This window comes from Bacteroides sp. f07 (assembly GCF_042854785.1).
Taxonomy (GTDB): Bacteria; Bacteroidota; Bacteroidia; order Bacteroidales; family Bacteroidaceae; genus Bacteroides.
Map to the genome: position 1 here is coordinate 962,266 of NZ_BAABXI010000001.1, position 24,088 is coordinate 986,353.

At 41.7% G+C, this 24,088-nt stretch carries 15 protein-coding genes; 10 read left to right on the forward strand and 5 right to left on the reverse strand.

The window, feature by feature from the left end; translation table 11 throughout:
- Window positions 1-6: 6 nt before the first annotated feature.
- Both ACGHVY_RS03885 and ACGHVY_RS03890 read left to right on the forward strand, forming a co-directional pair.
- On the forward strand, window positions 7-2,373 hold the full coding sequence (locus ACGHVY_RS03885) for a hypothetical protein (protein WP_390597271.1): 2,367 nt from the start codon (window positions 7-9) through the stop codon (window positions 2,371-2,373).
- 117 nt (window positions 2,374-2,490) lie between these two features.
- Window positions 2,491-3,903, forward strand: a complete 1,413-nt coding sequence (locus ACGHVY_RS03890; RefSeq protein ID WP_390597273.1) for a glycosyl hydrolase family 28 protein — start codon at window positions 2,491-2,493, stop codon at window positions 3,901-3,903.
- 398 nt (window positions 3,904-4,301) lie between these two features.
- Here the strand turns inward: ACGHVY_RS03890 and uxuA are convergent, their stop codons facing one another.
- Both uxuA and ACGHVY_RS03900 read right to left on the reverse strand, forming a co-directional pair.
- The gene (gene uxuA, locus ACGHVY_RS03895) at window positions 4,302-5,486 is read right to left on the reverse strand and encodes a mannonate dehydratase (RefSeq protein WP_390597275.1); all 1,185 of its coding nucleotides are present in this window, start codon (window positions 5,484-5,486) and stop codon (window positions 4,302-4,304) included.
- A gap of 28 nt (window positions 5,487-5,514) precedes the next feature.
- Window positions 5,515-6,330: an SDR family oxidoreductase gene (locus tag ACGHVY_RS03900; protein WP_390597277.1), complete on the reverse strand. Its 816-nt coding sequence runs from the start codon at window positions 6,328-6,330 to the stop codon at window positions 5,515-5,517.
- Window positions 6,331-6,450: 120 nt separating this feature from the next.
- On the opposite strand from ACGHVY_RS03900, the gene ACGHVY_RS03905 reads away from it, so the two are divergent.
- Both ACGHVY_RS03905 and ACGHVY_RS03910 read left to right on the forward strand, forming a co-directional pair.
- On the forward strand, window positions 6,451-7,314 hold the full coding sequence (locus tag ACGHVY_RS03905) for an AraC family transcriptional regulator (RefSeq protein ID WP_390597279.1): 864 nt from the start codon (window positions 6,451-6,453) through the stop codon (window positions 7,312-7,314).
- Between the two features lie 71 nt (window positions 7,315-7,385).
- Window positions 7,386-9,335, forward strand: a complete 1,950-nt coding sequence (locus ACGHVY_RS03910) for a glycoside hydrolase family 97 catalytic domain-containing protein (protein ID WP_390597281.1) — start codon at window positions 7,386-7,388, stop codon at window positions 9,333-9,335.
- A gap of 127 nt (window positions 9,336-9,462) precedes the next feature.
- On the opposite strand, the gene ACGHVY_RS03915 is transcribed toward ACGHVY_RS03910, so the two are convergent.
- The 3 genes from ACGHVY_RS03915 to ACGHVY_RS03925 all read right to left on the reverse strand — a co-directional run bounded on the left by ACGHVY_RS03915 (window position 9,463) and on the right by ACGHVY_RS03925 (window position 11,911).
- The gene (locus ACGHVY_RS03915; RefSeq protein ID WP_390597283.1) at window positions 9,463-10,305 is read right to left on the reverse strand and encodes an aldo/keto reductase; all 843 of its coding nucleotides are present in this window, start codon (window positions 10,303-10,305) and stop codon (window positions 9,463-9,465) included.
- A gap of 462 nt (window positions 10,306-10,767) precedes the next feature.
- Window positions 10,768-11,151: a DUF3037 domain-containing protein gene (locus ACGHVY_RS03920; RefSeq protein WP_390597284.1), complete on the reverse strand. Its 384-nt coding sequence runs from the start codon at window positions 11,149-11,151 to the stop codon at window positions 10,768-10,770.
- Window positions 11,129-11,911 (reverse strand): HipA family kinase, encoded by a 783-nt coding sequence (locus ACGHVY_RS03925; RefSeq protein ID WP_390597285.1) that lies wholly within the window; start codon window positions 11,909-11,911, stop codon window positions 11,129-11,131. Before ACGHVY_RS03925 ends, ACGHVY_RS03920 begins: the two co-directional genes overlap by 23 nt.
- 153 nt (window positions 11,912-12,064) lie before the next feature.
- Between ACGHVY_RS03925 and ACGHVY_RS03930 the strand changes: the two genes are divergently transcribed.
- The 6 genes from ACGHVY_RS03930 to ACGHVY_RS03955 all read left to right on the forward strand — a co-directional run bounded on the left by ACGHVY_RS03930 (window position 12,065) and on the right by ACGHVY_RS03955 (window position 24,086).
- Window positions 12,065-13,675: a hypothetical protein gene (locus ACGHVY_RS03930; protein WP_390597287.1), complete on the forward strand. Its 1,611-nt coding sequence runs from the start codon at window positions 12,065-12,067 to the stop codon at window positions 13,673-13,675.
- 538 nt (window positions 13,676-14,213) lie between these two features.
- Window positions 14,214-16,142 (forward strand): glycoside hydrolase family 127 protein, encoded by a 1,929-nt coding sequence (locus ACGHVY_RS03935; protein ID WP_390597289.1) that lies wholly within the window; start codon window positions 14,214-14,216, stop codon window positions 16,140-16,142.
- A gap of 122 nt (window positions 16,143-16,264) precedes the next feature.
- Window positions 16,265-18,187, forward strand: a complete 1,923-nt coding sequence (locus ACGHVY_RS03940) for an alpha/beta fold hydrolase (RefSeq protein WP_390597291.1) — start codon at window positions 16,265-16,267, stop codon at window positions 18,185-18,187.
- 44 nt (window positions 18,188-18,231) lie between these two features.
- A complete protein-coding gene (locus ACGHVY_RS03945; RefSeq protein ID WP_390597293.1) occupies window positions 18,232-20,511 on the forward strand; it encodes a heparinase II/III family protein in 2,280 nt (759 codons plus the stop codon).
- A 101-nt stretch (window positions 20,512-20,612) separates the two neighbouring features.
- Window positions 20,613-23,384 (forward strand): two-component regulator propeller domain-containing protein, encoded by a 2,772-nt coding sequence (locus ACGHVY_RS03950; RefSeq protein ID WP_390597295.1) that lies wholly within the window; start codon window positions 20,613-20,615, stop codon window positions 23,382-23,384.
- A 186-nt stretch (window positions 23,385-23,570) separates the two neighbouring features.
- Window positions 23,571-24,086, forward strand: coding sequence for a sigma-70 family RNA polymerase sigma factor (locus tag ACGHVY_RS03955; RefSeq protein WP_308744291.1), 516 nt, complete (start codon window positions 23,571-23,573; stop codon window positions 24,084-24,086).
- Window positions 24,087-24,088 lie beyond the last annotated feature (2 nt).

Sequence of the window (24,088 nt, forward strand, 5' to 3'; positions counted from 1 at the left end):
TAAACGATGAATATCCTCAGAATCAAAAATAAATATATGGCAGTGGCATTGTTTCTGATGCTTGCTGTCACCTTACAGGCACAGGATTATGGTGCATTGCAATATATGTTGCAGAAAAGGCCTGCAAATGAGAAGTTTGGGAGTAATAAGTTCAATGAACATCTCTTTTTCTCTGCCGGAATAGGTCCGTATAGCTTGCTTTCGGGTAAGGATGTCCAGGACGGATTAGGTATGACCGCTCATCTCTTTATGGGAAAGTGGATTACTCCGGTTCACGGACTCAGGATAGGGGTGAATATGGGTTATCTGCCATCGAAAATATACGATTCTAAAATAAAGATGGGTGGCGGTAGCTTGGATTATCTGCTGAATATGTCTTCCTTGGCATACGGATATAATGCCAACCGTCGTTTTGAGTTATTTGGAATCGCAGGCATAGAAGCCGGTTATTCTAAAGTCGGTGATAACAGTGAACGTTCCGAAAAATATCCGAATTTGAAAGGTGGGGGTGAATTTTATTATGGCGCCCATATCGGTTTACAGGGAAATATACGTCTTTCCCGTACATTGGATTTGTTCGTAGAGCCACGGATTGGTTGGTATAATGACGGTTTGGCGCATACGGAAAGTTGGAGAAATTATCAGATGGGCGGTTCGGTGCTGGTCGGCTTGACTTATATGCCTGCTGCTCCGATGGGTACTAAGATTCATTTTGATGATTTTGATAACAGTTCATTCCTGAATCATATGTTTATTTCTTTATCCGGAGGTATCAGTACTTTGAAAGTCTCAGGATTTAAGAATACGTTCAAAGGTATAGGCCCCCAATTCTCAGCCGGAATCGGTAAATGGTTCTGTCCTTCTTCCGGGCTGCGTTTGTCCGGGACGGTTGGATTTTCGGATACGCCCGCCGGCAGTAAGAGCCGGCATTTCAAGCATGTTGATTTGCATGCGGACTATATGCTGAATATCAATAATGTCCTTTGGGGATATGATGAAGACAGGATATTCAATCTGATTGGTATTGCCGGTGTTAACCTGGCGGGAACAAAAGGAGTGGAAAATTCTGCCAAGTATGCTCCGGGAATAGGAGTGGGTGTACAGGGAAGTTTCCGTCTCAACCGTTCCGTAGATTTATTCATAGAACCTCGTCTCAATGTTTATCACAAGAGATATGCAGGTGGTCGTGGATTGGGCGGCAATACAGACCAGCTCGGAGAACTTAATTTCGGTCTGACTTATCATACGATTGACCGTGCGGCACGTCCGGCAAACGGATTCTCAAGTAATCATGTCGCAGACAATCTGTTTATGACTTCGGGAGTCGGTCTGCAAATGTTCCTGAATAAAACGAATATTGAAAATCTCGGTTCTTTAGGCCCGCAGGCTTCTGTCTCTCTCGGTAAGTGGCTGAGTGCTTATTCCGGTTTGCGCCTGGTGGGTACAGGTGGATTCTTTACGAATTATGTAGTTCCCGGTGATGTTAAGGAGGGTAGACTCAGACATATCAGCGTCAGCGGCGGTCTTGATTATTTGTGGAATATCACGTCTACCATGAGCGGTTACAACCCTGACCGTATCTTTGATTTGATAGGTTCCGTGGGTGTCAATTTGGCTTATACTTCCAATTCAGACCATAAGTTCCAGCCGGGCATTAATGCGGGCATACAGACACTATGGCATGTGAATGAGTTTCTTGGTTTGTATATCGAGCCGCAGGTTCGATTATATGGCGACAAGTTTATTGAAGGAAACTTGGGCTTTCTGCAGAAAGACGTATTGGTAGGCGTCAATGCCGGTTTCCATTACCGCTTCGTCCCTTACTCAAAAGCAGCGAATCGTAGTGAATTTGGTAAGGATGACAAACGTTACTTCGTATCGGGAGCACTCGGAATGGGTAGCTTGCTGGTTGGCAACAAGGATTTGGTGAAGAACGCAGGTGTGGAGGCGAAGGGAAGTTTCGGCAAGTGGTACACTCCGTTGTCGGCATGGCGTATCAACGGGACAATCCTGTATAAATCGAAAGCGCAGAATAAATTACCTTTGCATTATGCCGGTTTAGGAATGGACTACATGATGAGCCTGGCTACGTTAGCGAAAGGTTACAGTCCCGACCATGTGATAGATGTCGTTCCTTTTATGGGAGTCACTGCCGGTCTGGCACGTCGTAACGGTGAGTTTAAGGTTGTACCGGGACTGGATGCCGGTGTGCAGTTCAAACTGCGGGTAGCTTCTTCCGTCTATTTGTATGCCGAACCTAAGGTGGGTATCCGCACGGATACATACGATGGCATCGAGCAGGGAAGGCCTGACCGCGTAGCTTCTATGGTATGCGGATTATTATACCGATTTAAGATGCCTACTTTCCAATAAGGACTTATAAAATATCAGATAAATATATTCAATTCTGAATAGGTAAATCTCCTATATTGTTCGTAATAACAATATAGGAGATTTTAAATTTTATATGGATAGAAATAAAAAACTAGGATGGATATATTGAGAGTACTGACAGGAAAGAAAAAGTGTTTATTGGTTGTATTTATTGCATTTTCCTCATTTGTAAATGCGCAGTTAGTGACATATCCGGAAGGACTGAAAACAGGAATGTCACATAATGATGACTATACTGTCAGGGTACGCGTTCCGGGTGGAGAATGGAAAGACTTGTTCGAGTATAAGGTCAGTGTAGACATGGACGATGTGCAATCGGCTTCTATGGTGCAGTTTGACATGGATAGTCCGGTCGAGGTGATGGTAAAGAAGAATAACGGGCTGATTCAAGATGTTCAGATTCGTCCCTTGATAAAGGGAATACGGCATACGGTAAACCGGAATACTATTTTATTTACTTTGGAAAAACCGCAATACTTGTCCATAGAGTTTAATGGTGACCGTCTGCATAATCTTCATCTTTTTGCCAATCCTTTGGAGACAGAGACTTATACGGAAAGTAGTGCACAAGTGATGTATTTCGGTCCGGGAGTACATCGTCCCGAAGATGTTCCCAACAATCAGATACGGATTCCTTCCAATACTACTGTATATCTGGCTCCGGGAGCTGTGCTGAAAGCGAAACTGCTAGTGGATAAAGCCGAGAACGTGCGTATTATCGGTCGTGGAATTTTGGATCATCCGATTCGTGGAATTGAAGTGACTTATTCTCAAAATGTATTGATTGATGGGATTACAGTTGTAAATCCTGAGCATTATACTGTATTTGGCGGGGAAGCCACCGGATTGACTGTCAAGAACTTGAAATCTTTCAGTTGTAAAGGGTGGAGTGACGGTATTGACCTGATGTGTTGTAATGACGTGTTGATTGATAATGTTTTTATGCGGAATAGTGATGATTGTATTGCTATTTATGCACATCGTTGGAGCTATTACGGTGGTTCTAAGAACGTAACGCTGCAAAATTCTGTTTTGTGGGCGGATATTGCCCATCCCATTAACATCGGCGGACATGGAAATCCCGATGATGAAAACGGGGAAGTAGTGGAAGACATCACGATACGTAATGTCGATATTTTAGAACAGGACGAAGATGACCCTCTTTATCAGGGATGCATGGCGATAGATTGCGGAGATAATAATATAGTCCGCCGGATATTATTTGAAGATATTCGTATAGAAAGTATTCAGGAAGGTCGGTTATTCCATGTCAATGTCCGTTTCAACCCCAAGTATGATACTAAGCCGGGACAAAGTATTGAAGATGTTGTTTTCCGTAATATCACTTATAATGGGGTGGGAGAGAACCCTTCCCTTTTGAAAGGATTGGATAAAAATCGTGGAATAAGAAATGTGACTTTTGACAATGTGATGATAAATGGGATAAAGATGAAAAACACGGATGGCTTTATAACGAATGAATTTGTAAAAGGGATTAAGGTAAAATAATTATCTTTGTTCGTAAATAGGACGTAACAGTAAAGAAAGATAAGAATAAAACTATGATTAACAGACTTATATGTATTATCTTGATTATATGGACTGGGTGTGCACAAAATACAGTTTCTGCCCAGAGCCGTTTTGTACATCCGGGCATTACCTATATGAAAGGTGATTTCCTGTGTCAAGTACATTAGAGGTTAGCAGAGAATTTCTTAATGAATTATCAACATACTCATTTACAGTAATCAGGATACCTAAGCAGTTCTAAATACACTGTATTGAATGGTATAACGGAAATGGCAGGAAGTAATGGCTTGAAAAACAGTCTTTTATTTCCTGCCGCTTTTATGATGATAGCTTCCTTTATTGTAGTTGTATCATTACATACATTTTATATTGTTTCGTTATATCATCTGCCGTTCTTTCTCATTATCCACCACAGCCATCATCCCTTCCACCTGTGCCAGAGCCAGCATACGCCCGTGGAAAGAATATCCCGGATTATAGCCTTTGTCTTCATCTCCAAGCATCATCCGTCCGTGGTCTACCCGCATGGGCAGTCCCGGATTCTCATTTTCGAAGATACGGATTAGGTCAATCAAATGTCCTCTTCCTGTGAGATGGGAGCTTTCAATGAAGTTTCCACCTGGTATGGCAGCCGTACTACGCAGGTGTACGAAGTGGGTACGTTTGGCAAATTTCTTTGCCAGTTCACGGGTATCATTATGTTCGCCTGCACTCAAAGAGCCTGCACAGAAAGTCAATCCGTTATGTGGATTATCTACTGCGTTCAAGAACCATTCGATATCACTTTCATTGGTGACGATACGCGGTAAACCTAAAACTTGGAATGGCGGGTCGTCGGGATGCACGCACATATTGACGCCATACTCTTCGCATACGGGCATGATTGCGGATAAGAAGTAACGCATATTTGCACGCAAAGTATCGCGGTCAATATCTTTGTATAAGGCAAGCAGCCGCTTGAAAATAGCAACCGGATTTTTGTCCCCTTCCTTGATATTGCCGTTAACGAAACCTTGTGTCTTGACAATGATTGTATCAATCAAGGCATCTTTCTCCGCTTCTGTAATTACTTTATCCAGTTCGGCTACTTTATGAAGCTCTTCTTCAGTATAGTCGTTTTCTGCTCCTTCGCGTTCCAGAATCCGGATATCGAAATAAGCAAAGCGAATCCGGTCGTAGTATAAGGAACTGGTTCCGTCCGGCCAGGCGTGCTGCAAGTCAGTACGTATCCAGTCGATAACAGGCATAAAGTTGTAACATACGGTCTTTATTCCGCATTTGCCCAAATTGGCAAGGCTTACTTTATAATTTTCAATCAACTGTTCACGTTCCGGCCCCGCATATTTGATTGCCTCGCATACTGGGAGGCTTTCTACTACCGACCAACGCAAACCATAAGATTCGATGTAAGACTTCAAATCATTAATAGCCTCTACGGTCCAAATCTCTCCGTTCGGCACGTCATGTAAGGCTGTGACAATACCTTCTACACCTATTTGTCGGAGCATTGGCAAGGTAATCTTGTCTTTCTTGCCGAACCATCTCCATGTTTTTTCCATCATAGTCTTTCTCTTTATTACAGGCTGTTATTTAAACACCGCTGAAAGCGCTGAAACCACCGTCGATAGGCAACATCGCTCCTGTTACGAAACTGGCGGCTTCGCTGCACAGAAAATGTACGGCACCATTCAGCTCTTTAATGTCACCGAAACGTTTCATCGGAGTTTTGGCCAATACTTTCTTGCTTCTGTCGGTCAGTGAGCCGTCAGGATTGATAAGCACGCGGCGGTTCTGGTCGCCGATGAAGAAGCCCGGCGCAATGGCGTTTACGCGAATTCCGTCTCCATATTTCAGTGCCATTTCGCTAGCCAGCCATTGAGTGAAGTTGGCTACGGCGGTTTTTGCGGCAGAGTATCCCGGTACACGGGTGATAGCGCTGTATGCAGCCATTGATGATACATTAATGATGCATCCTTTGCCTTGTTTAGCCATTACCTTGCCAAATATCATGGACGGATAAACTGTTCCGTTCATATTCAGATTGGTGACTTTCTCCCAGCAGGAGATATCCATGTCATAGAAGTTTTGTTCCGGTTCGAGAGTAGCTCCCGGCATGTTTCCACCGGCAATGTTCAACAGGATATCAATCCGTCCCCATTTGGCAACGATTTCTTCCGCTACTTTTTCCAGGCTGGCGATGTCCAGCACATTACCGATAATACCGATTACATCTTCTCCATATTGTTTCAGTTCGGCTACCCGGTTGTCCAGTTGCTCCTGACGAATGTCGATAGCTACTACTTTTGCTCCCTGCTGTACGAAGTGTTGGGCGATATTTCCACCCAGTACACCACCTGCTCCGGTAATAACAGCTACTTTACCGGCAATACTAAATAATTCGTTCATGGTTCTATCAAATGTTTTTATGAATTGATGCAAAAATAGCGGGTTTTTACACACGCTATGATGCGTATCTTTGCAAGATATTTACTTATCTTTGCAAAAGTAGTTTAGAAAGGAGATTTTATGAAGAAGATAATGAATGAGAAGTTGACTATTACGACTTCCAATCCCGTCCGTGCCCGCTTTTATGAATATCCGCGTTTCACTTACCCGTGGCATTTCCATAGTGAGTATGAAATTATCTATGTGGAGAAAGGAGAAGGGGATTGCCTGGTGGGTGACAGCATTATCTCTTATGCAAAAGGGGATTTGATTCTTTTCGGTTCGGAACTTCCTCATAGCATGCAGAGTCCGCCGGATAACGGAGAAGAGTCCGGCTTGAAAGTAAAAGGCGTGAATATCCAGTTTGAGAAGGACTTTATGCATTACTCCATTTCCCAATATTCCCAGTTTATCCCTATCAGGAACTTATTGGAAGATGCTTGCCGGGGAATTAGGTTCACCGTTTCCCGTTCGGGTAAAATTATCAAGCTATTAAAACAGATACCTTCTGCTAAAGGAGCAGAACAAATCATCCTGTTGCTTTCACTTCTGCAAATAATGGCTACCAACGATAACAGGAAATATCTGACTACTTCCCATTATACACCGTCTCCTTCTATTATGCGCAATGAAAGAATGGAAAAAGTGATTGCCTATCTTAACAAACATTATACCGAGTCTATCGGTCTGGACGAGATAGCTTCTTATACAGCCATGAATCCTACCGCCTTCTGCCGTTATTTCAAGGAAAACACAGGAAAGACATTCAAAGAATATGTACTTGATATGCGTATCGGCTATGCTTGTAAGCTATTGAATAGTAGTATGATGAATGTCTCGCAAATCAGCGCGACATGCGGATTCGAATCTCCTGTACATTTTAACCGCATCTTCAAGCGGGTGACTGGGATGACACCTACTTTTTATAGGGAGCAGATGGAATAATCTTTCCGGTGAATAAACTATTTGAGTATAATTTCTTTCTCGTTCGTATATAATAGGAAAGAAGAATAAACATGAACGTAAATAGAATGAAGAAAAGATTTTTGCTTTTATTGTTGGTGATACCGGCATTGTTGAAAGCGCAGGAGGTAATGACAGAAACTCGCCGGGAGTTGACATCTCCCGACGGAGCGTATCGTTTTACCTTCTATCAGCGTGCGGTGGGAGAGGATAATGCACAAATGTATTATACCTTGACTTACAAGAACCGCCCGGTAATTGAAGAAAGTAAATTGGGTATCTTGATTGAAAACCAGTTATTTGAATCTGCATTGGGTGTTCCGAATGATACCTGCCATTTTTGGTGTGAGAATCTGAAGTTGACGGGAACTGAGCAACGGAAAGCGGATGAAACATGGAAACCTGTATATGGGGAACGTGCCGAGATTCGTAATTGTTATAATGAGATGACTCTGAAATTCAAAAAGGGTGAAGGGAATGGAGCACAGGAAGGTGGCTATGATAAGCGTAAGAATTATTTTATGAACATCGTAGTGCGTGCCTACAATGAAGGAGTTGCTTTCCGCTATCATTTTCCGGAAACAACAAACGGGCTTTTCTTACATATCATAGGCGAACAAACCAGCTTCACAATGCCTCAAGGAACAATGGCTTATTATGAGCGCTGGGCACAAGGTCCTTGCGTACTTCGTCCGCTGGAAGGATGGGGGAAAGAGGAAAGCGAACGTCCTTTGACTTTAAAACTGCCCGACGGGTTATACGTGGCTTTGTTGGAAGCGGAAATGGTGGATTATGCCCGTGGTAAATTCCGTCTATCGGCAGACAAGCCTTCTACTTTGGAAACAAGCCTGTATAGCAGCGTCGATATAATTTCTCCTTATAATACTCCGTGGCGCGTCATCATGGCTGCCGAACGTCCGGTCGATTTGATTAATAACAATGATATTGTCTTAAACTTGAATCCGGCTTGTAAACTGGCTGACACTTCCTGGATTAAGCCGGGAAAAGTATTCCGCTCGGGCGACTTGAAACAAGACAGGGTGAAAGCTGCTATTGACTTTGCAGCGGAACGTGGTATTCAGTATGTGCATATGGATGCCGGCTGGTATGGGCCGGAAATGAAGATGAGTTCGGACGCTACTACTGTTTCTCCGGATAAAGACCTTGATATACCTGCTTTGTGTCAGTATGCCGAATCGAAAGGAATCGGGCTCACGGTGTATGTCAATCAACGTGCGTTGGTGCAACAACTGGATACTTTATTGCCTTTATATAAGAAATGGGGGTTGAAAGGTATCAAGTTCGGTTTTGTACAGATTGGTAATCAGCGTTGGAGTACCTGGCTGCACGAGGCAGTCCGCAAATGTGGAGAATATGGTCTGATGGTGGATATTCATGACGAATATCGCCCAACGGGTTTCAGCCGTACCTATCCCAATCTGATGACACAGGAAGGTATCCGTGGAAATGAAGAAATGCCGGATGCAACTCATAATACAATGCTTCCTTTTACCCGCTACTTGGCAGGTGCAGGAGATTATACACTTTGCTACTTCAATAACAGAGTGAAGAATACGAAAGCACATCAATTGGCAATGGCGGCAGTGTATTACAGTCCTTTGCAATTTATGTTCTGGTATGACCGACCGGAATTTTATAAAGGAGAAGAAGAACTGGAGTTTTGGAAAGCTATTCCAAGCGTATGGGATGATAGTCGCGCACTGGATGGAGAAATAGGTGAATATATCGTTCAGGCACGTCGTTCGGGAAGTGACTGGTTTGTAGGAGCAATGACAAATACGGAAGCCCGCACGGTTACATTGACTACGGATTTTCTGGAACCGGGAAAGAAGTATCTGCTTCATCTGTATGAAGATGATGACAAACTGGATACACGGACGAAAGTACGCAGCACTCATAAGAAGATAAAGGCAGGCGATAAACTTGTCTTGAAGTTGAAAGCGAGTGGTGGAGCTGCGTTGCATTTTACCCCACTTAAGTAAGCAAGTTTATATTTATCCTTTTAAGGTACGGATTACACAGACTCCACGGTTTTAAGAATTATGATAACATAAAGCAACAGTGCAATCTGCGTAATCCGTGCCTGAAAAAGGAAATTATAGTGAACTATTATTTACCATAATTAATCAGCCACTTCACCATTTCCGGGTCATTGTGGGAGAAGAAGAGGGTTTTGGCTGTATCGAGTGCAGCAATAGCAGCCATATCGTCCGGTGTTAAAGAGAAGTCGAATACATTGAAATTCTCAATCATACGTTCCTTATGGGTAGACTTGGGAATAACTATGATATTGCGTTGAATCAGATAACGCAGTGCGACCTGTGCCACTGACTTGCCATGCTCTTTACCGATTTCCTGAAGAGTTGCGTTGGTAAAGAAGTCGTTTCTTCCTTCGGCAAAAGGTCCCCATGACATAATCTTAGTGCCATATTCCTTCATTACTTCCTGTAACTTTATCTGTTGATTGAAAACGTGCGTTTCCACTTGGTTGACAGCAGGAGTGATTTCGCAGAATTCTGCCAGGTCTACAAAACGGTCGGGATAAAAGTTGCTGACGCCGATAGCACGAAGTTTGCCGGCCTTGTATGCTTCTTCCATAGCCCGGTAAGTTCCGTAATAATCCCCGAACGGCTGATGAATGAGCAATAAGTCAATATAATCGCTCTGCAACTTACGCAGCGACTCATCAATAGAAGCTTTCGCCTTTTCATAACCGGCATTTGAAATCCATACTTTGGTAGTGATGAACAGCTCGTCACGCGGCACACCGCATTTACTGATTGCATTTCCTACACCTTCCTCATTATGATAGGCTTGTGCCGTATCAATAGACCGATAACCTACACTGATTGCATCCGACACGCAACGTTCACACTCTTCAGGAGTAACCTGATAAACACCATAACCCAAAATAGGCATTTCAATGCCATTGTTCAATTTTACCTTTTCCATAATCAAGCTATATTAAATTAAAAGCGTATTCTAACACTATTACTACCTTTTTTCTATATGCAAAGTTATTCAGTAAAAAGTAATCTGTATTTATATAGGTTACGGGTTTTGCTACCATTTTTACGGATAACTTTGTCTTCGCATCTAATCTCTCTCTTATATATAGTCGTTTTCTTAGTGTTTTGTTCTCCGGATTCGTCGTATATGAAGTTAAATCAATTAAAAGAAGCATTATGAATAAATAAACTCTTCTACAGAAACAAGGTTCATTAATTGACAGAACAACCTTGTGCCGGATAAAGGCGTATCTTCTTTTTGGCTACATTTGCCCACGATGAAACATAAACCGGTATTGCAGGAATGGAATAAAGGTAAATGAATTATATGTTAGAAACGTGATATATCAAATATATTAGGTTTATGTGTGTTAGAGGTCTTACTCCCAAGGAGAAGACCTCTATTTTATAATACGAGTTCCCCGAACAGCCTTTCCAAAGTTCTATCCAAATCAGCGGAAAATCCCGGATGCGGGCGGGATACCTGTATGCAGGAGCTTTTCACCGCAGTCAGCCAGCGGAATCTGTCGGGAATATCCATATTGGCTATCGCTCCCCCTTCCTTATTTCCCGAACATATCTTGTCAAAGACCTGTAACCCTTCTTTCAGACAATTAATATCCAACTCCGAAGAAAAGAGCTTCAATTTATTTTCATTTATCGTATAAAGGGATTTGAGATATTTGCACCGTTTGGAAAACAGTACAATACCTACATTGATAAATTCCTCACGTTCTACCCTGGGGACGAAACGGATGACTGCATATTCATATAAGTGCCTTTCTTGCATTTTGCGCTTCATTTACAAATGTTTCGGAATGGTTTATCCTTTCTTTTAAAAATAGAATATAAATATCTCTCAAGTCTTGCGGAGTTTCCTGCCCTTCTGTCCAGTTCAGCCAGTCGTCAGGAACCGCATTGACTATTTCACGGATTTTATCAGGAGTCAATAGTTGCTTGAATTCAGTATCCACCTCTTCCAATTTATCGGCAAACGGCAACAGTACATGGTCTTTTATCTGCACGAACGGACTAAGAGCATGCTTTTGCCAAGTAGTCCATGAATGGTGAAAATAGAGGGAAGCCCCGTGGTCAATCAACCACAATTCCTTATGCCACATCAGCATATTCGTATTTTTGATAGTGCGGTCTACATTAGTCAATAAGGCATCCAGCCACACAATTTGCGAGGCTGTCTTACCGCCTACTTTATGCACAACAGGATCGAAGGTTAATGCTCCCGATAGAAAATGCAGACCGAGATTTAATCCACGGCTCCATTGAAGCAAATCCTGTATTTCTTCGTCCGCTTCCGTTCGTCCGAAAGCCTCGTCCAGGTTCAGGAAAACTATCTCCGGTACTCTGAAACCCAGTGTACGGGCAATTTCTCCACCAATCAGTTCGGCAATCAGTGCTTTCGTCCCGTGTCCTGCCCCTCTGAATTTTACGACATACTTAAATTCATCGTCAGCTTCGGCTAAAGCCGGTAATGAGCCCCCTTCCCGTAAGGGAAGAATATATCTTGTAACATTTGCTGTACGTAAATCCATATAATTCCTTTCTTTATTGGAGAATAAAGATACAATGTTTTTGTGGAATAGTTGATGAAAGGCTTCCTATTATAATAGTTTTTTTATATTTTTCGGTTGAGTATATATAGTCATGACTACGTATTATATAGAAAAATAATAAATGAATTAAACATGAAACTACTTCGATTTTTTATATTGGGAATATTAGCTGTCAGTTTATTGCCAAGTAGCATGGCAGCCGAATGGCAGTGGTCTGTACAGATATCGGGCATTACTTCCAACGAAACGAATAATCATCCGCAAGCATTTTTGTGGATACCTTCCGATTGTACACAAGTGAAAGCTGTGATAATCGGTAATCATAACATGACAGAAGAGACGCTGTTTGAGAATCCTTTATTTCGGGAGAAAATGTCGGAAAACGGTATGGCATTGATATGGATTACCCCCGGATGGGATCAAAGATGGGACATAACTACCGGATGTCAGGAAGCCTTTGAAAAGATGATGGAGGATTTTGCGAATGTCAGTGGTTATAGTGAATTGAAATATGCGCCTGTTGTCCCTTTAGGACATTCAGCGATGGCTACCTATCCGTGGAACTTCGCTGCATGGAATCCCGACCGTACCTTGGCTATTATCTCTCTACACGGAGATGCACCGCGTACCAATCTAACCGGATATGGTCGTGACAACATGGAATGGGGGAAACGTACGATTGACGGTATTCCGGGATTGATGATTGAAGGTGAATACGAATGGTGGGAAGACCGAGTGAATCCGGCTTTGGCTTTCCGTATGATGTATCCTAATAGCTGTATCTCTTTTCTTTGTGATGCAGGGCGCGGACATTTCGATATAGCAAACCGCACTGCTGAATATATTGCATTGTTTCTAAAGAAAGCATTAGCATATCGTATATCTGGAACATATGATTTAGATAAACCTGTAGTCTTGAAAAAACTGAATCCGCAGAATGGTTGGCTTGCCGAAAGGTGGCATCCCAATCAGAAGAAACGTGCTAAGGCCGCTCCTTACAAACAATACAAAGGAAACTCGCACGACGCGTTCTGGTATTTCGATAAGGAAATGGCTGAAATGACGGAAGAGCGCTATCAGCAGGAAAGAGGGAAGAAACCCCAGTATCTGGGTTTTGTACAAAAGGGGCAATTACTCACCTATAATCCAAAATCCCACGTGAAAGTAGCCGCCCGCTTCTTACCGGAAGCAGACGGACTGACTTTCCATCTGAAAGCTGTGTATACGGATAGCTTACATACAGTGATCACCAAAGAACATTCGTCCACTCTCCCCGAAATAACCCGCATTTGCGGCCCGGTACAGAAAGTGAACGATACAACTTTTACTGTTCGTTTCTATCGTATGGGGATGTACAACAAGCGTCGCACGGGAGATATTTGCTTATTGGCAAGCAATGACGGTGACCGTCAATATAAAAGTATCGTTCAAGAACTTAGTTTCCGGATTCCTTATCGTAATACGGAAGGTAAACGCCAGCATATTCTTTTCCCGGGTATTGAGGATGTGAACAAGGAAACAAAGGAGATTGCGCTTCAGGCAACTTCTGATTGCGGACTGCCCGTATATTATTATGTGAAAGAAGGACCGGTGGAGATAGAAGGAAATAAACTGATATTTACTCAAATTCCTCCACGCAGCAAGTTTCCGTTAAAAGTGACCGTAGTGGCTTGGCAATATGGTTTGGTTGGAAAAGTACAGACAGCCGAACCGATCGAACGAAGTTTTTTCATTTATCAATGAAATATTGAATTAGTGAAAGACTATCAGGGTAACCGCACCAAAAGTTTTAGTTCATATCCGCACGGGAAATGAATGAAACTTAATCGAATATTTTCTCATCGTGATAAGAACATTTTCTCACGGTGATAAGAATTAATTCTCATCGTTATGAGAATGTTTTCTCATCGCGATGAGTATTTTTTCTCATAGCAGTGAGAATTGTTTGAGAATATAATAAGGTATATTATGTTATGTATTAACCAAATAACTATTTTATATTTCTCGTTTTACACATTCTAATTCATCGTTTAAAAAGCTCTTAATCTCTAAAAACATATTTTTTACTGCATTTATTGAGAATGTATCGGATAATCCCGTTCTTTTACTCTTTTTTAAGCCCGAAAACAGTTAGTCCATAACCGTACGGTTATTAATTAAAATGTCAACATCCCGCAAGGAAACTTTGTCTGGTCGCTACGCCGCTAAATCAGAATTTCGTATTTTTGCATTGAGTGTTAGGCAGAACTTATTCGTATCCTATAAATAAAGGATATAAAAAATGATTATGAATAAGAAATTTTTAGTTGCAATCGCATTATTGGCAGTATCGGCTCTATCGTCGGCTCAATCTGTGTACCCCGGTCAGCATCAGGGAAAAATGAAAAAAGAGACAGTGGCTCCTGTGCGGGTACAAAGTTTTGACTTGAAAGACGTGCGTTTATTACCGAGTCGTTTTCGTGACAATATGTTGCGGGATTCCGCATGGATGACTTCTATTGACGTGAATCGCCTGTTGCATAGTTTCCGGACAAATGCCGGAGTGTTTGCCGGTCGTGAAGGCGGATATATGACAGTGAAGAAGCTCGGTGGCTGGGAATCTTTGGATTGTGAGCTTCGCGGACATACTACCGGACATTTGCTTTCAGCTTACGCCTTGATGTACGCCGCAACCGGAAGTGAGATTTTCAAACTAAAAGGAGATAGCCTTGTCAATGGACTGACCGAAGTTCAAAATGCCCTGAAAGGCGGCTATTTAAGTGCCTATCCCGAAGAACTGATAAATCGTAATATTCAAGGAAAGAGCGTTTGGGCGCCTTGGTACACATTGCATAAACTTTATTCCGGCCTAATAGACCAATATCTGTATGCAGATAATCAACAAGCCTTGAAAGTGGTGACAAAAATGGGTGACTGGGCTTATAACAAACTAAAACCGCTCACTGAAGAAACCCGCAAACTCATGATACGTAATGAGTTTGGTGGTATTAATGAATCATTTTACAATTTGTATGCTATCACAGGCGACGAACGTTACCGTTGGTTGGCTGAATACTTCTACCATAATGACGTAATTGACCCTTTGAAAGAACTCCGGGACGATTTAGGAACCAAACATACGAATACATTTATCCCGAAAGTCATAGCCGAAGCGCGTAATTATGAACTGACAGAGAATGAGACAAGTAAAAAACTTTCGGAATTCTTTTGGCATACCATGATTGACCACCATACTTTTGCTCCGGGATGCAGTAGCGATAAAGAACATTTTTTTGACCCGAAGAAGTTCTCTAAACATTTGACCGGCTATACAGGAGAAACTTGCTGCACTTATAATATGTTGAAACTCAGCCGCCATCTTTTCTGCTGGACGGGCGACTCGTCTATTGCCGATTATTATGAAAGGGCATTATACAACCATATCCTCGGTCAGCAAGACCCGCAAACAGGAATGGTAGCCTATTTTCTTCCGCTGCTTTCCGGCTCTCATAAGCTATACAGTACAAAAGAGAACTCTTTCTGGTGTTGCGTCGGCAGCGGATTTGAAAATCATGCCAAATATGGTGAAGCTATCTATTATCACAATGACCGGGGAATCTACGTAAATCTGTTTATTCCTTCCCGGGTAACTTGGAAAGAAAAAGGATTGACACTTCTCCAGGAAACGCTATTTCCGAAAGAAGAAACAACTCAGTTTACTGTTCGTGCAGAAAAACCGGTACGTACTACTGTTTATCTAAGATATCCCTCATGGAGTAGAAAAGTAGAAGTTCTTGTTAACGGTAAAAAAGTGGCAGTGAAACAAAAACCGGGTTCTTATATTGCTATCACCCGTGATTGGAAGGACGATGACCGTATTTCGGCTACTTACCCGATGCAGCTTGAGATGGAAGCCACTCCCGATAATCCGAATAAAGTGGCTTTACTGTACGGGCCGTTAGTGCTTGCCGGAGAACGGGGCACGGAAGGTATGCAGGCTCCTGCACCTTTCTCTAATCCAGCTCTTTATAATGATTATTATACTTATAATTTCCATGTGCCTGCCGATTTGTGTACCTCATTGAAAGTAGATATGAAATATCTGGAACGTACTTTGCAACGTACAGGAAAAGACCTGCTCTTTACAACGGAACAGGGAGACGTGATTCGTCCGCTTTATGATTTGCATCATCAGCGTTATGTGGTATATTGGGATTTACAGTCTAAATAGAAAATTTTAGGCACGGATTACACGGATTTCACGGTTTTTAGAATTATGATTGCATAAAGCAACAGCGTAATCTGTGTAATTCATTGCCTAATAGGAAGTTATTACTTAAATAGATAAAGGAAATGAAGGGAAGATTATTAATCGTACTTTTTGTAAGTCTCTGTTTTATTGCGGGTTCCTGCAATGTATCGTCCGTACGGGGAAGTCATTATAACTTCTCTTCATTGGACTCTGTTATTCAAGGTTGGGTAAGTAAGGGATATTATCCTGGAGCTTCCATCTGCGTAGTGAAGAATGATTCCGTTATTTTCCAGAATAACTATGGCAACTACACTCCCGATACGAAAGTATATGTAGCTTCTGCCGGAAAGTGGGTAGCGGCTACTGTTATCGGAGCGGTAGTAGACAGTACCGATTTAGGTTGGGATGACTCGGTGGAGAAATGGTTGCCGGAATTTAAAGGAGATGCCAAAGGAAAAATCCTTTTACGACAACTATTATCTCATACTTCCGGAGTACGTCCCTATCTTCCCGAACCTCGGATAGATAATTACAATCATCTGGATTCTGCCATTATTGAGATATTGCCGTTAGATACGGTCTTTACTCCCGGAAGTCAGTTCCAATATGGAGGACTTGCCATGCAGATTGCCGGAAGAATGGCGGAAGTAGCAATGGGGAAAGAGTTTGAAACTCTCTTTCAGGAGCTATTGGCGCAGCCATTGGAAATGAAGAATTCTCATTTTACTCCGATAAATACCGATGGCGGGCATGCCCCGATGTTGGGTGGTGGTCTGTGTACCACTTTGAACGATTATATTCATTTTCTATCTATGATTTATCATGAAGGAATGTATAACGATAAGCGGATTATATCAGCAAAAACTGTAAAGGAAATGCAGGCCGACCAAGTGAAAGACGCAATAATCCCTTCGAATAACTCGGATAATTATGTAGTGAAAGGGCTAGGACAATCCCACAATGGAATCTACGGATTGGGAGAATGGCGTGAATTAATCGATAAGAAGACAGGTGAAGCTTATCAGATTAGTTCACCAGGATGGGCTGGCGCTTACCCGTGGATCAATAAACGGGAGAATGTTTATGGCTTCTTTATTGCTCATGTAGTCGGTGCTTCCAGTAAAGAAGATGGTTTCTCGTCTTTTTATGGTAGTCCTGTAATTTCGAGAACTGTTTCAGAGATTGTAAAGGGACATCCGTTGGTTGTGAAACAAGGCCGCGTTGAAGTGGGCAACGGTTCTCTTTACTATGAGGAAGCCGGCACAGGTGCTCCCGTCATCTTTGTTCATGGTCATTCTTTGGATCATCGTATGTGGGATGAACAATTTTCCGTACTGGCAAAAAAATATCGTGTGATCCGCTATGATTTGAGAGGATATGGCATTTCGTCTTCACAAACGGAAGACTATCAATTTACACACGCTGAAGATTTAGTTACTTTGATGGATTCTTTGCACATTAAGAAAGCACATATCGTCGGACTTTCTTTAGGTGGTTTTATTACTGCCGATATGTTGGCGTACTTCCCAGATCGGATGTTATCTGCTTTTTTAGCCAGTGGAAACATTCGGAAATCGAAAGGCCCAAGTGAACCGATGACTCCGGAAGAAGCAAGAGTACGTGATAAGGAGATTGCTGCTTTGAAAGAGAAAGGGGGAGATGTGATGAAGAAAGAGTGGTTTGAAGGATTGATGAAGTCAGGAGGAAGTCAGCGGGAACGAATGCGTGAGTCTCTATGGCAAATGATCGATGAGTGGGATGCGTGGCAACCTTTACACAAAGAAGTACGGGTGGTAGCTGGTTTGGATGCCATCGAGGAATTGAAAAAGAATCATCCCGATGTACCTGCTTTAATTGTTGAAGGTCATTCTTCCGGTAACCGATTCTCAAAAGAACCTCCCATTTTACAATATCTTCCCAATGGAAAACTGAAAGTAATTGACGATTGCGGACACATGCTGAATATGGAACGCCCGGAAGAATTTAATGCAGCATTGGAAGAATTTTTGAAAAACGTTCAATAAAGAATAATATTGTAACTGATTATATATAGAATAGACTAAGTAGCATGAAACAAACTATTATTGCTGTTATCTGTTTTTTGTGTGTTTCTTCATTATATATACAAGCACAAAAAATAAATCATCCTTCATTACTGTATACTCCACAACGCATACAGCAAGTGAAACAGCGTATGCAGCATGAACCTAAATTGCAGGAATCATGGGGAGATATTAAGAAAACAGCAGATGAAGCTTTGCAAAAGAAAGATTTTAATCGATTAGACTATTTGTCATTAGCTTATTTGATGACTGATAATAAGGAGTATGCAGACGCAATCAAAGAAATCCTCCTGAAAACTGTGGAAGCCGAATCATGGGGAGATGTGGAAATGATGGCACGTATTCCTGCGTGGCGTTCACAACTGGGTATGGCTCATAAGAGTTTTCTTTCCGCAGTGGGGTATGATGCTGCATACAATGTCATGTCTTCTTCAGAAAGAAAAAAGATAGCCGAAGGATTGAAACGGTTAGCCGTGGAACCGGCATTGGGAGACTGGTTGTTGGAGCCGACCCGTATTCACTCATTGAATTCGATGGGACATAACTGGTGGACCTCCTGTGTTTGTCAGGGTGGAATATTGGCTTTGAGCCTTCAAAACGAAATCCCCGAAGCCAGGGAATGGGTGGAACAACTTCACGAATCTCTTCCTGAATGGTTCGATTTTGCCGGTGATGTATTGCAACAGAAAGCAAAGAGTTTTGATGAGGCCGGTGGAATGTATGAAAGTCTGAATTATGCTAACTTTGGTATTCAGGAAGCTTTGTTGTTTAGGATAGCTTGGATAAACACTCATCCCGGACAGAATCCGGGTGATATTCCTCAATTGGCAAAATTGCCGAGTTACTTCTCACAAGTCTGCTACCCACGTACGGGTATGCTGCATAGTTTGAATTTTGGAGATAGCCATAAAAATGTATCGGCAGAATCCAGTATGATGTTATTGTATGCATTGGGGATGAAAGATCCAACTATTTTGTGGTATATATCTCAAGTGGAACAAGGACAACATCGTGATGGCTTTTTCCTGAATCGTCCTATGGGTTTCCTTTACACTCCTGATTTGAGTAAGGCGCCCGCTGTCCTTCAACTGCCGACTTCTCAATTATTTGCCGATTTTGGTTGGGCTACGATGCGTGATTCGTGGGAAAAGGATGCTACGATGCTGGCTGTAAAAAGCGGTCATACATGGAATCATTCTCACGCAGATGCCAATTCATTTATTGTCTTTCATAAAGGGGTAGATATTATTAAAGACGGGGGAAACTGTTGGTATCCTAATCCTGCTTATCGGAATTATTTCTTTCAAAGCCAGGCGCATAATGTAGTACTGTTCAATGGCGAGGGACAACCCCGTGAGCAGCAGTACAGCGGTTCTACTTTGAGAGGATATTTACATCATCTTTTGGATGCGGGAAATGTGAAATATGTCCTGGCTAATGGAACAGGTCCTGTATCTAATAATTTCAGTCGTAATTTCCGCCATTTCCTTTGGATGGATAATGTGATTTATATGATTGATGATTTAAAGACGCATAAGGTCGGCCGTTTTGAATGGCTGTGGCATACCAACGGGACTTATAAGAAGTCGGGAGTTGACGTGAATGTGACGAATGGTAATTCTTCCGTTGTGATTCGTCCTCTTTATCCCCGTTTGCTTGCTAAGTCTGATTTTGTACACGACTATCCGGAGGATTTGTATTGGGAAGAAATACAGGCTCCAACTGAAGATTTGAAAGGTACTGAAACCTATTATTCATTTCATTTGCCGGCAGAAGTCAATCGAGTAAAAGGGCTGACAGCTATTATTTTGAAGGAGACTCCCAATGAAAAAGACCTGCCGCAAATGGAACGGCGGGAAGGGCAGGACTGGATTGGTCTTCGTATCCGTCACAAAGGTAAAGTGACTGACTTGTATATTAACCAGTTGGCAGATGGCAGACTGATGCACAGCAACTCATGGATTATGCCGGACGGCTGGATGACAGATGCCTATATGTTTGCAGTTTCTTATCCCGAAGGAACGGAAGCCAAAGACGCCAAAGATTTCTTTATCTGTCATGGCAGTGCATTAAGGCGCGATAAGGAAACCTATTTTTCTTCTTTGGCTAAGTTATTCGTTATCCAAAAGGAAGAAGATAAGAAACTCAATCTTTGGATAGACGGGCAACCGAAGATCCATGCCAGTTTCAGGAGTAAGAAGAAGCCTGTAAGAGTAGAGGTTAATAATAAGAGAATTCCTGTTGTTTATAAACAATTCCAATTGAGTATAAAGCTGGTAGATTAACACTCATTTTTAATGAGGAATGTGTTTTGTTTTTGTATAAACCTACATAAAATTCGGGATATTTTATGTAGGTTTGCATTGTTTCATCAAATATGAATCCTATGAATAATCTGATACGACATATAACAAGCCTTATATTTATTTCTTTTTCTCTGTCTGCCTATCCGATTTCTTATTCCTTCCGTGGTCTGTCAGAAACAAATGGATTATCTGATTTAACGGTCAGTGCCTTGTATAAAGACTCCGTAGGCTATATCTGGATTGGAACAGCTACGTCAGTTGAATGTTTTGATGGCTTTCGTTTCAAGCATTATCCGATATTCGGAGATGATGAGAAACTGAAATGGGTGAATGTTATTGCAGAAACACAAGGCAATCAGATTTGGATGGGAAACGATATGGGGCTTTGGCGGATAAATAAAGAATCCGGTAAATTAGAACCGTTTGTTGCTGAAGTGATAAAATTTGGAGTTCGTTCTTTATTGACCGATGCGCAGGGAAACTTATATATTGGCAGTGAAAAAGGATTGTTTGTCTGCAAAAATAATGAAATGGAGCAGATTACTATCAATCCGGATATGTGGTCATCGGATAATTTCATAGTCGATTTGAATATGGGAGAAAAAGATACATTATGGATTCTGACCCGCTCCAAACTATATTCAATGAATCTGTCTACCCGAAAAATATCTTTATGCCCATACGGTGACAATGATAGACAGGATTATACTTATCGGAAAATGGCACGAATTGGTTCCAGGCTCTATTTAGGAACAATGGAACATGGAGTGGTTGTTTACGATATACCGACAGGGAAGTTCAAGGATAATTGGATTGATTTGGGATGCAATGTAATTTCCTCTTTGTCGGGTGACGGAAAAGATATACTTTATGTTGGAACAGACGGAAATGGAGTACATTTTGTATCTGTCAAGGAAAATAAGGTTATGAAATCTTTCTGTCATGAACCCGGTACTAATGGCGGAATCCGCTCTAACTCTGTCTATTCATTGCTGGTGGACAGGGAAGGATTGATATGGGTTGGATTCTATCAGTTGGGACTTGATTATACACTGTATCAGAGCGGGCTTTTCTCTACCTATTCTTATTCTCCTTATTTTGATTCAAAAGACATACCGGTACGGGCCATAGCTATCAATGAGAATGAAAGATTGATAGGTTCCCGCAATGGCCTCTTCTATGTCGATGAGACGAAACGGCGTTTTAGGAGTTTCAAGTCACCTCAATTACGCTCTAATATGATAATGTGCATTTACCCGTTTCAGGGAAAGTATTATATCGGTACGTATGGTGGTGGCATGTATATACTGGATTCTTCTACATTAACTATCCATGATTTTGAACCTTCGGAGACTCCTTTTGTGAAAGGGCATGTTTTCTGCATCAAGTCGGACAATGACGGTTGTCTGTGGATTGCCACTTCAATGGGCTTATATCAGTATAAAGATGGCGAACAACTCAATCACTATACCAGTTCGAACTCCAAACTCCCGGAAGGGAATGTGCTTGATATATGTTTTGATTCTACAGGAAAGGGCTGGATTTGTACGGCTACCGGTTTATGTATCTGGGATCCTTCCACTCGTAGTATAAAATCAGATGTATTCCCCGAAGGCTTTATACATAAAGAGAAAATCAGGACAGTATATGAAGACTCTTCCCACGAGCTCTATTTCCTTCCGGATAAAGGCCCTATTTTTATTTCAGATTTGTCGATGACTCATTTCCGAAGATTCCAGCCGGGCACTCTTTTGGAAGGGAAAGATGCCATGTTTATGATCGAAGATCGTGAAGGGTGGCTGTGGATTGGTACGAATCTGGGCTTGTACCGTTATGATAAAAAAAGTACAATTGTTCCTTATACTTTTGTGGACGGGTTGCCGAGTTCTGTTTTTATTACCTGTTGCCCTGTTATAGATACTTCGGGAACAATCTGGTTCGGCAATTCCAAAGGATTGATTTATTTGACCAGGGATTTACGTGATATAAATGAAGAAAATAGTTATCCCCTGGCTATCACAGATGTATATGTGAATGGTAAAGAACCTTATCACCCTGCTATACAGAGAGAACAGCATCTCTATAAAGTCTCTTTGGAACCGTCGCACAAGAATTTGACTATCTGTTTCTCCGGATTTACCTATTCCGATCCTGCATATATGTCTTATGAATATAAAATGGAAGGGATGGATGATGATTGGCAGTTGTTGGGTGGTAAATCCGAACTGACCTATTATGACTTGTCTTCCGGGAAATATCAATTCAAAATCCGTCGGATTGGTGAGCCCGGTTCGGAAATCTGTTTATCAGTGACTATTGCTTCCTCTTTTAACGCGACCTTATGGGGAACAATTCTATTATTGATTGCAATAATATGCTTAAGCTATGCTTATTACCGGAGAAAAAAGAACTCTCCGGCTCTTGCGGCGGACGCCATAGAAACCGGGAAACCGGTAGTTGAAGAAAAATACAGAAAGAGCAATGTGAGTATGGAAGAATGTCATCGGCTGGCAAACGAACTGGATATGCTGATGCAGGAAAAAAGACTGTATGTTAACCCTGATTTAAAGATTGCGGATTTGGCGTCAGTATTGAACGTCTCTCCATATACATTGTCCTACGTGTTTAATCAGTTCTTGAACAAGAATTATTATGATTATCTGAATGATTACCGCATAGCTGAGTTTAAACGGTTGCTTAATGAGGATGAATATTCAAAATATACCTTAAGTGCTTTAGCTGAACTGTGTGGTTTTAGTTCTCGTACTTCCTTTTTCCGTTATTTTAAAAAGACGACCGGAATAACCCCGAACGAATATGTCCAAAGTATAGGACGAACTAATGAAGATTGATTGCCGGAGTCTCATATAATAATTTGAGACTCTGGTTTTTAATTGTCTAATTAATTGATTACCAGTAAGTATTGTGACTTCTGTTTCCCTTCCAATAGGATGAAATCTATCCGCCCTTTTTTATTGTTTCTTTTCCGTATTTACCATTTATATTTGCCAGCGTAATGATAAACAAAAATCTAAGCAATGGAAAATATAAACATGAAATCCACTCAACTGGTTGCTGACTCTTATAAGAGTTATCATCATTCCGTTTATCTTTATATCTATTATAAAATAGGTAAGGACGAAGAAGCAAAAGACCTGTCACAAGATGTCTTTTTGCGTTTGATGGACTATAAGCAGATATTGCGTCCGGAAACAGTGAAACATTTTATATTCGCGATTTGCCGGAATCTGGTAACGGACTATTTGCGTCGTTTTTACAAAGCTCAAGAAGTAACTTCCTATCTTTTCGACCGGATTCCTACTTGTACCAATGAAGTGGAGAGCCAGATTATTGCCAATAATCTATTGACATGTGAATGGGAGCGAGCCAAACAGCTTCCTGAACAACGTCGGAAGATTTATATCATGAGTCGTTTCGAAAATAAATCCTCGGCTGATATTGCCGCCCAATTGGGAATTTCTTCCCGTACGGTGGAAAACCACTTGTTTATCAGTCGGAAAGAAATCCGTGAGTATATTCAACAGTGTATCTAATA

Bases quoted from the DNA above. Each gene is read 5' to 3' on its own strand.
- ACGHVY_RS03885 (WP_390597271.1), top strand. From the start codon at position 7: ATGAATATCCTCAGAATCAAAAATAAATATATGGCAGTGGCATTGTTT.
- ACGHVY_RS03890 (WP_390597273.1), top strand. From the start codon at position 2,491: ATGGATATATTGAGAGTACTGACAGGAAAGAAAAAGTGTTTATTGGTT.
- uxuA (WP_390597275.1), bottom strand. From the start codon at position 5,486: ATGATGGAAAAAACATGGAGATGGTTCGGCAAGAAAGACAAGATTACC.
- ACGHVY_RS03900 (WP_390597277.1), bottom strand. From the start codon at position 6,330: ATGAACGAATTATTTAGTATTGCCGGTAAAGTAGCTGTTATTACCGGA.
- ACGHVY_RS03905 (WP_390597279.1), top strand. From the start codon at position 6,451: ATGAAGAAGATAATGAATGAGAAGTTGACTATTACGACTTCCAATCCC.
- ACGHVY_RS03910 (WP_390597281.1), top strand. From the start codon at position 7,386: ATGAACGTAAATAGAATGAAGAAAAGATTTTTGCTTTTATTGTTGGTG.
- ACGHVY_RS03915 (WP_390597283.1), bottom strand. From the start codon at position 10,305: ATGGAAAAGGTAAAATTGAACAATGGCATTGAAATGCCTATTTTGGGT.
- ACGHVY_RS03920 (WP_390597284.1), bottom strand. From the start codon at position 11,151: ATGCAAGAAAGGCACTTATATGAATATGCAGTCATCCGTTTCGTCCCC.
- ACGHVY_RS03925 (WP_390597285.1), bottom strand. From the start codon at position 11,911: ATGGATTTACGTACAGCAAATGTTACAAGATATATTCTTCCCTTACGG.
- ACGHVY_RS03930 (WP_390597287.1), top strand. From the start codon at position 12,065: ATGAAACTACTTCGATTTTTTATATTGGGAATATTAGCTGTCAGTTTA.
- ACGHVY_RS03935 (WP_390597289.1), top strand. From the start codon at position 14,214: ATGATTATGAATAAGAAATTTTTAGTTGCAATCGCATTATTGGCAGTA.
- ACGHVY_RS03940 (WP_390597291.1), top strand. From the start codon at position 16,265: ATGAAGGGAAGATTATTAATCGTACTTTTTGTAAGTCTCTGTTTTATT.
- ACGHVY_RS03945 (WP_390597293.1), top strand. From the start codon at position 18,232: ATGAAACAAACTATTATTGCTGTTATCTGTTTTTTGTGTGTTTCTTCA.
- ACGHVY_RS03950 (WP_390597295.1), top strand. From the start codon at position 20,613: ATGAATAATCTGATACGACATATAACAAGCCTTATATTTATTTCTTTT.
- ACGHVY_RS03955 (WP_308744291.1), top strand. From the start codon at position 23,571: ATGGAAAATATAAACATGAAATCCACTCAACTGGTTGCTGACTCTTAT.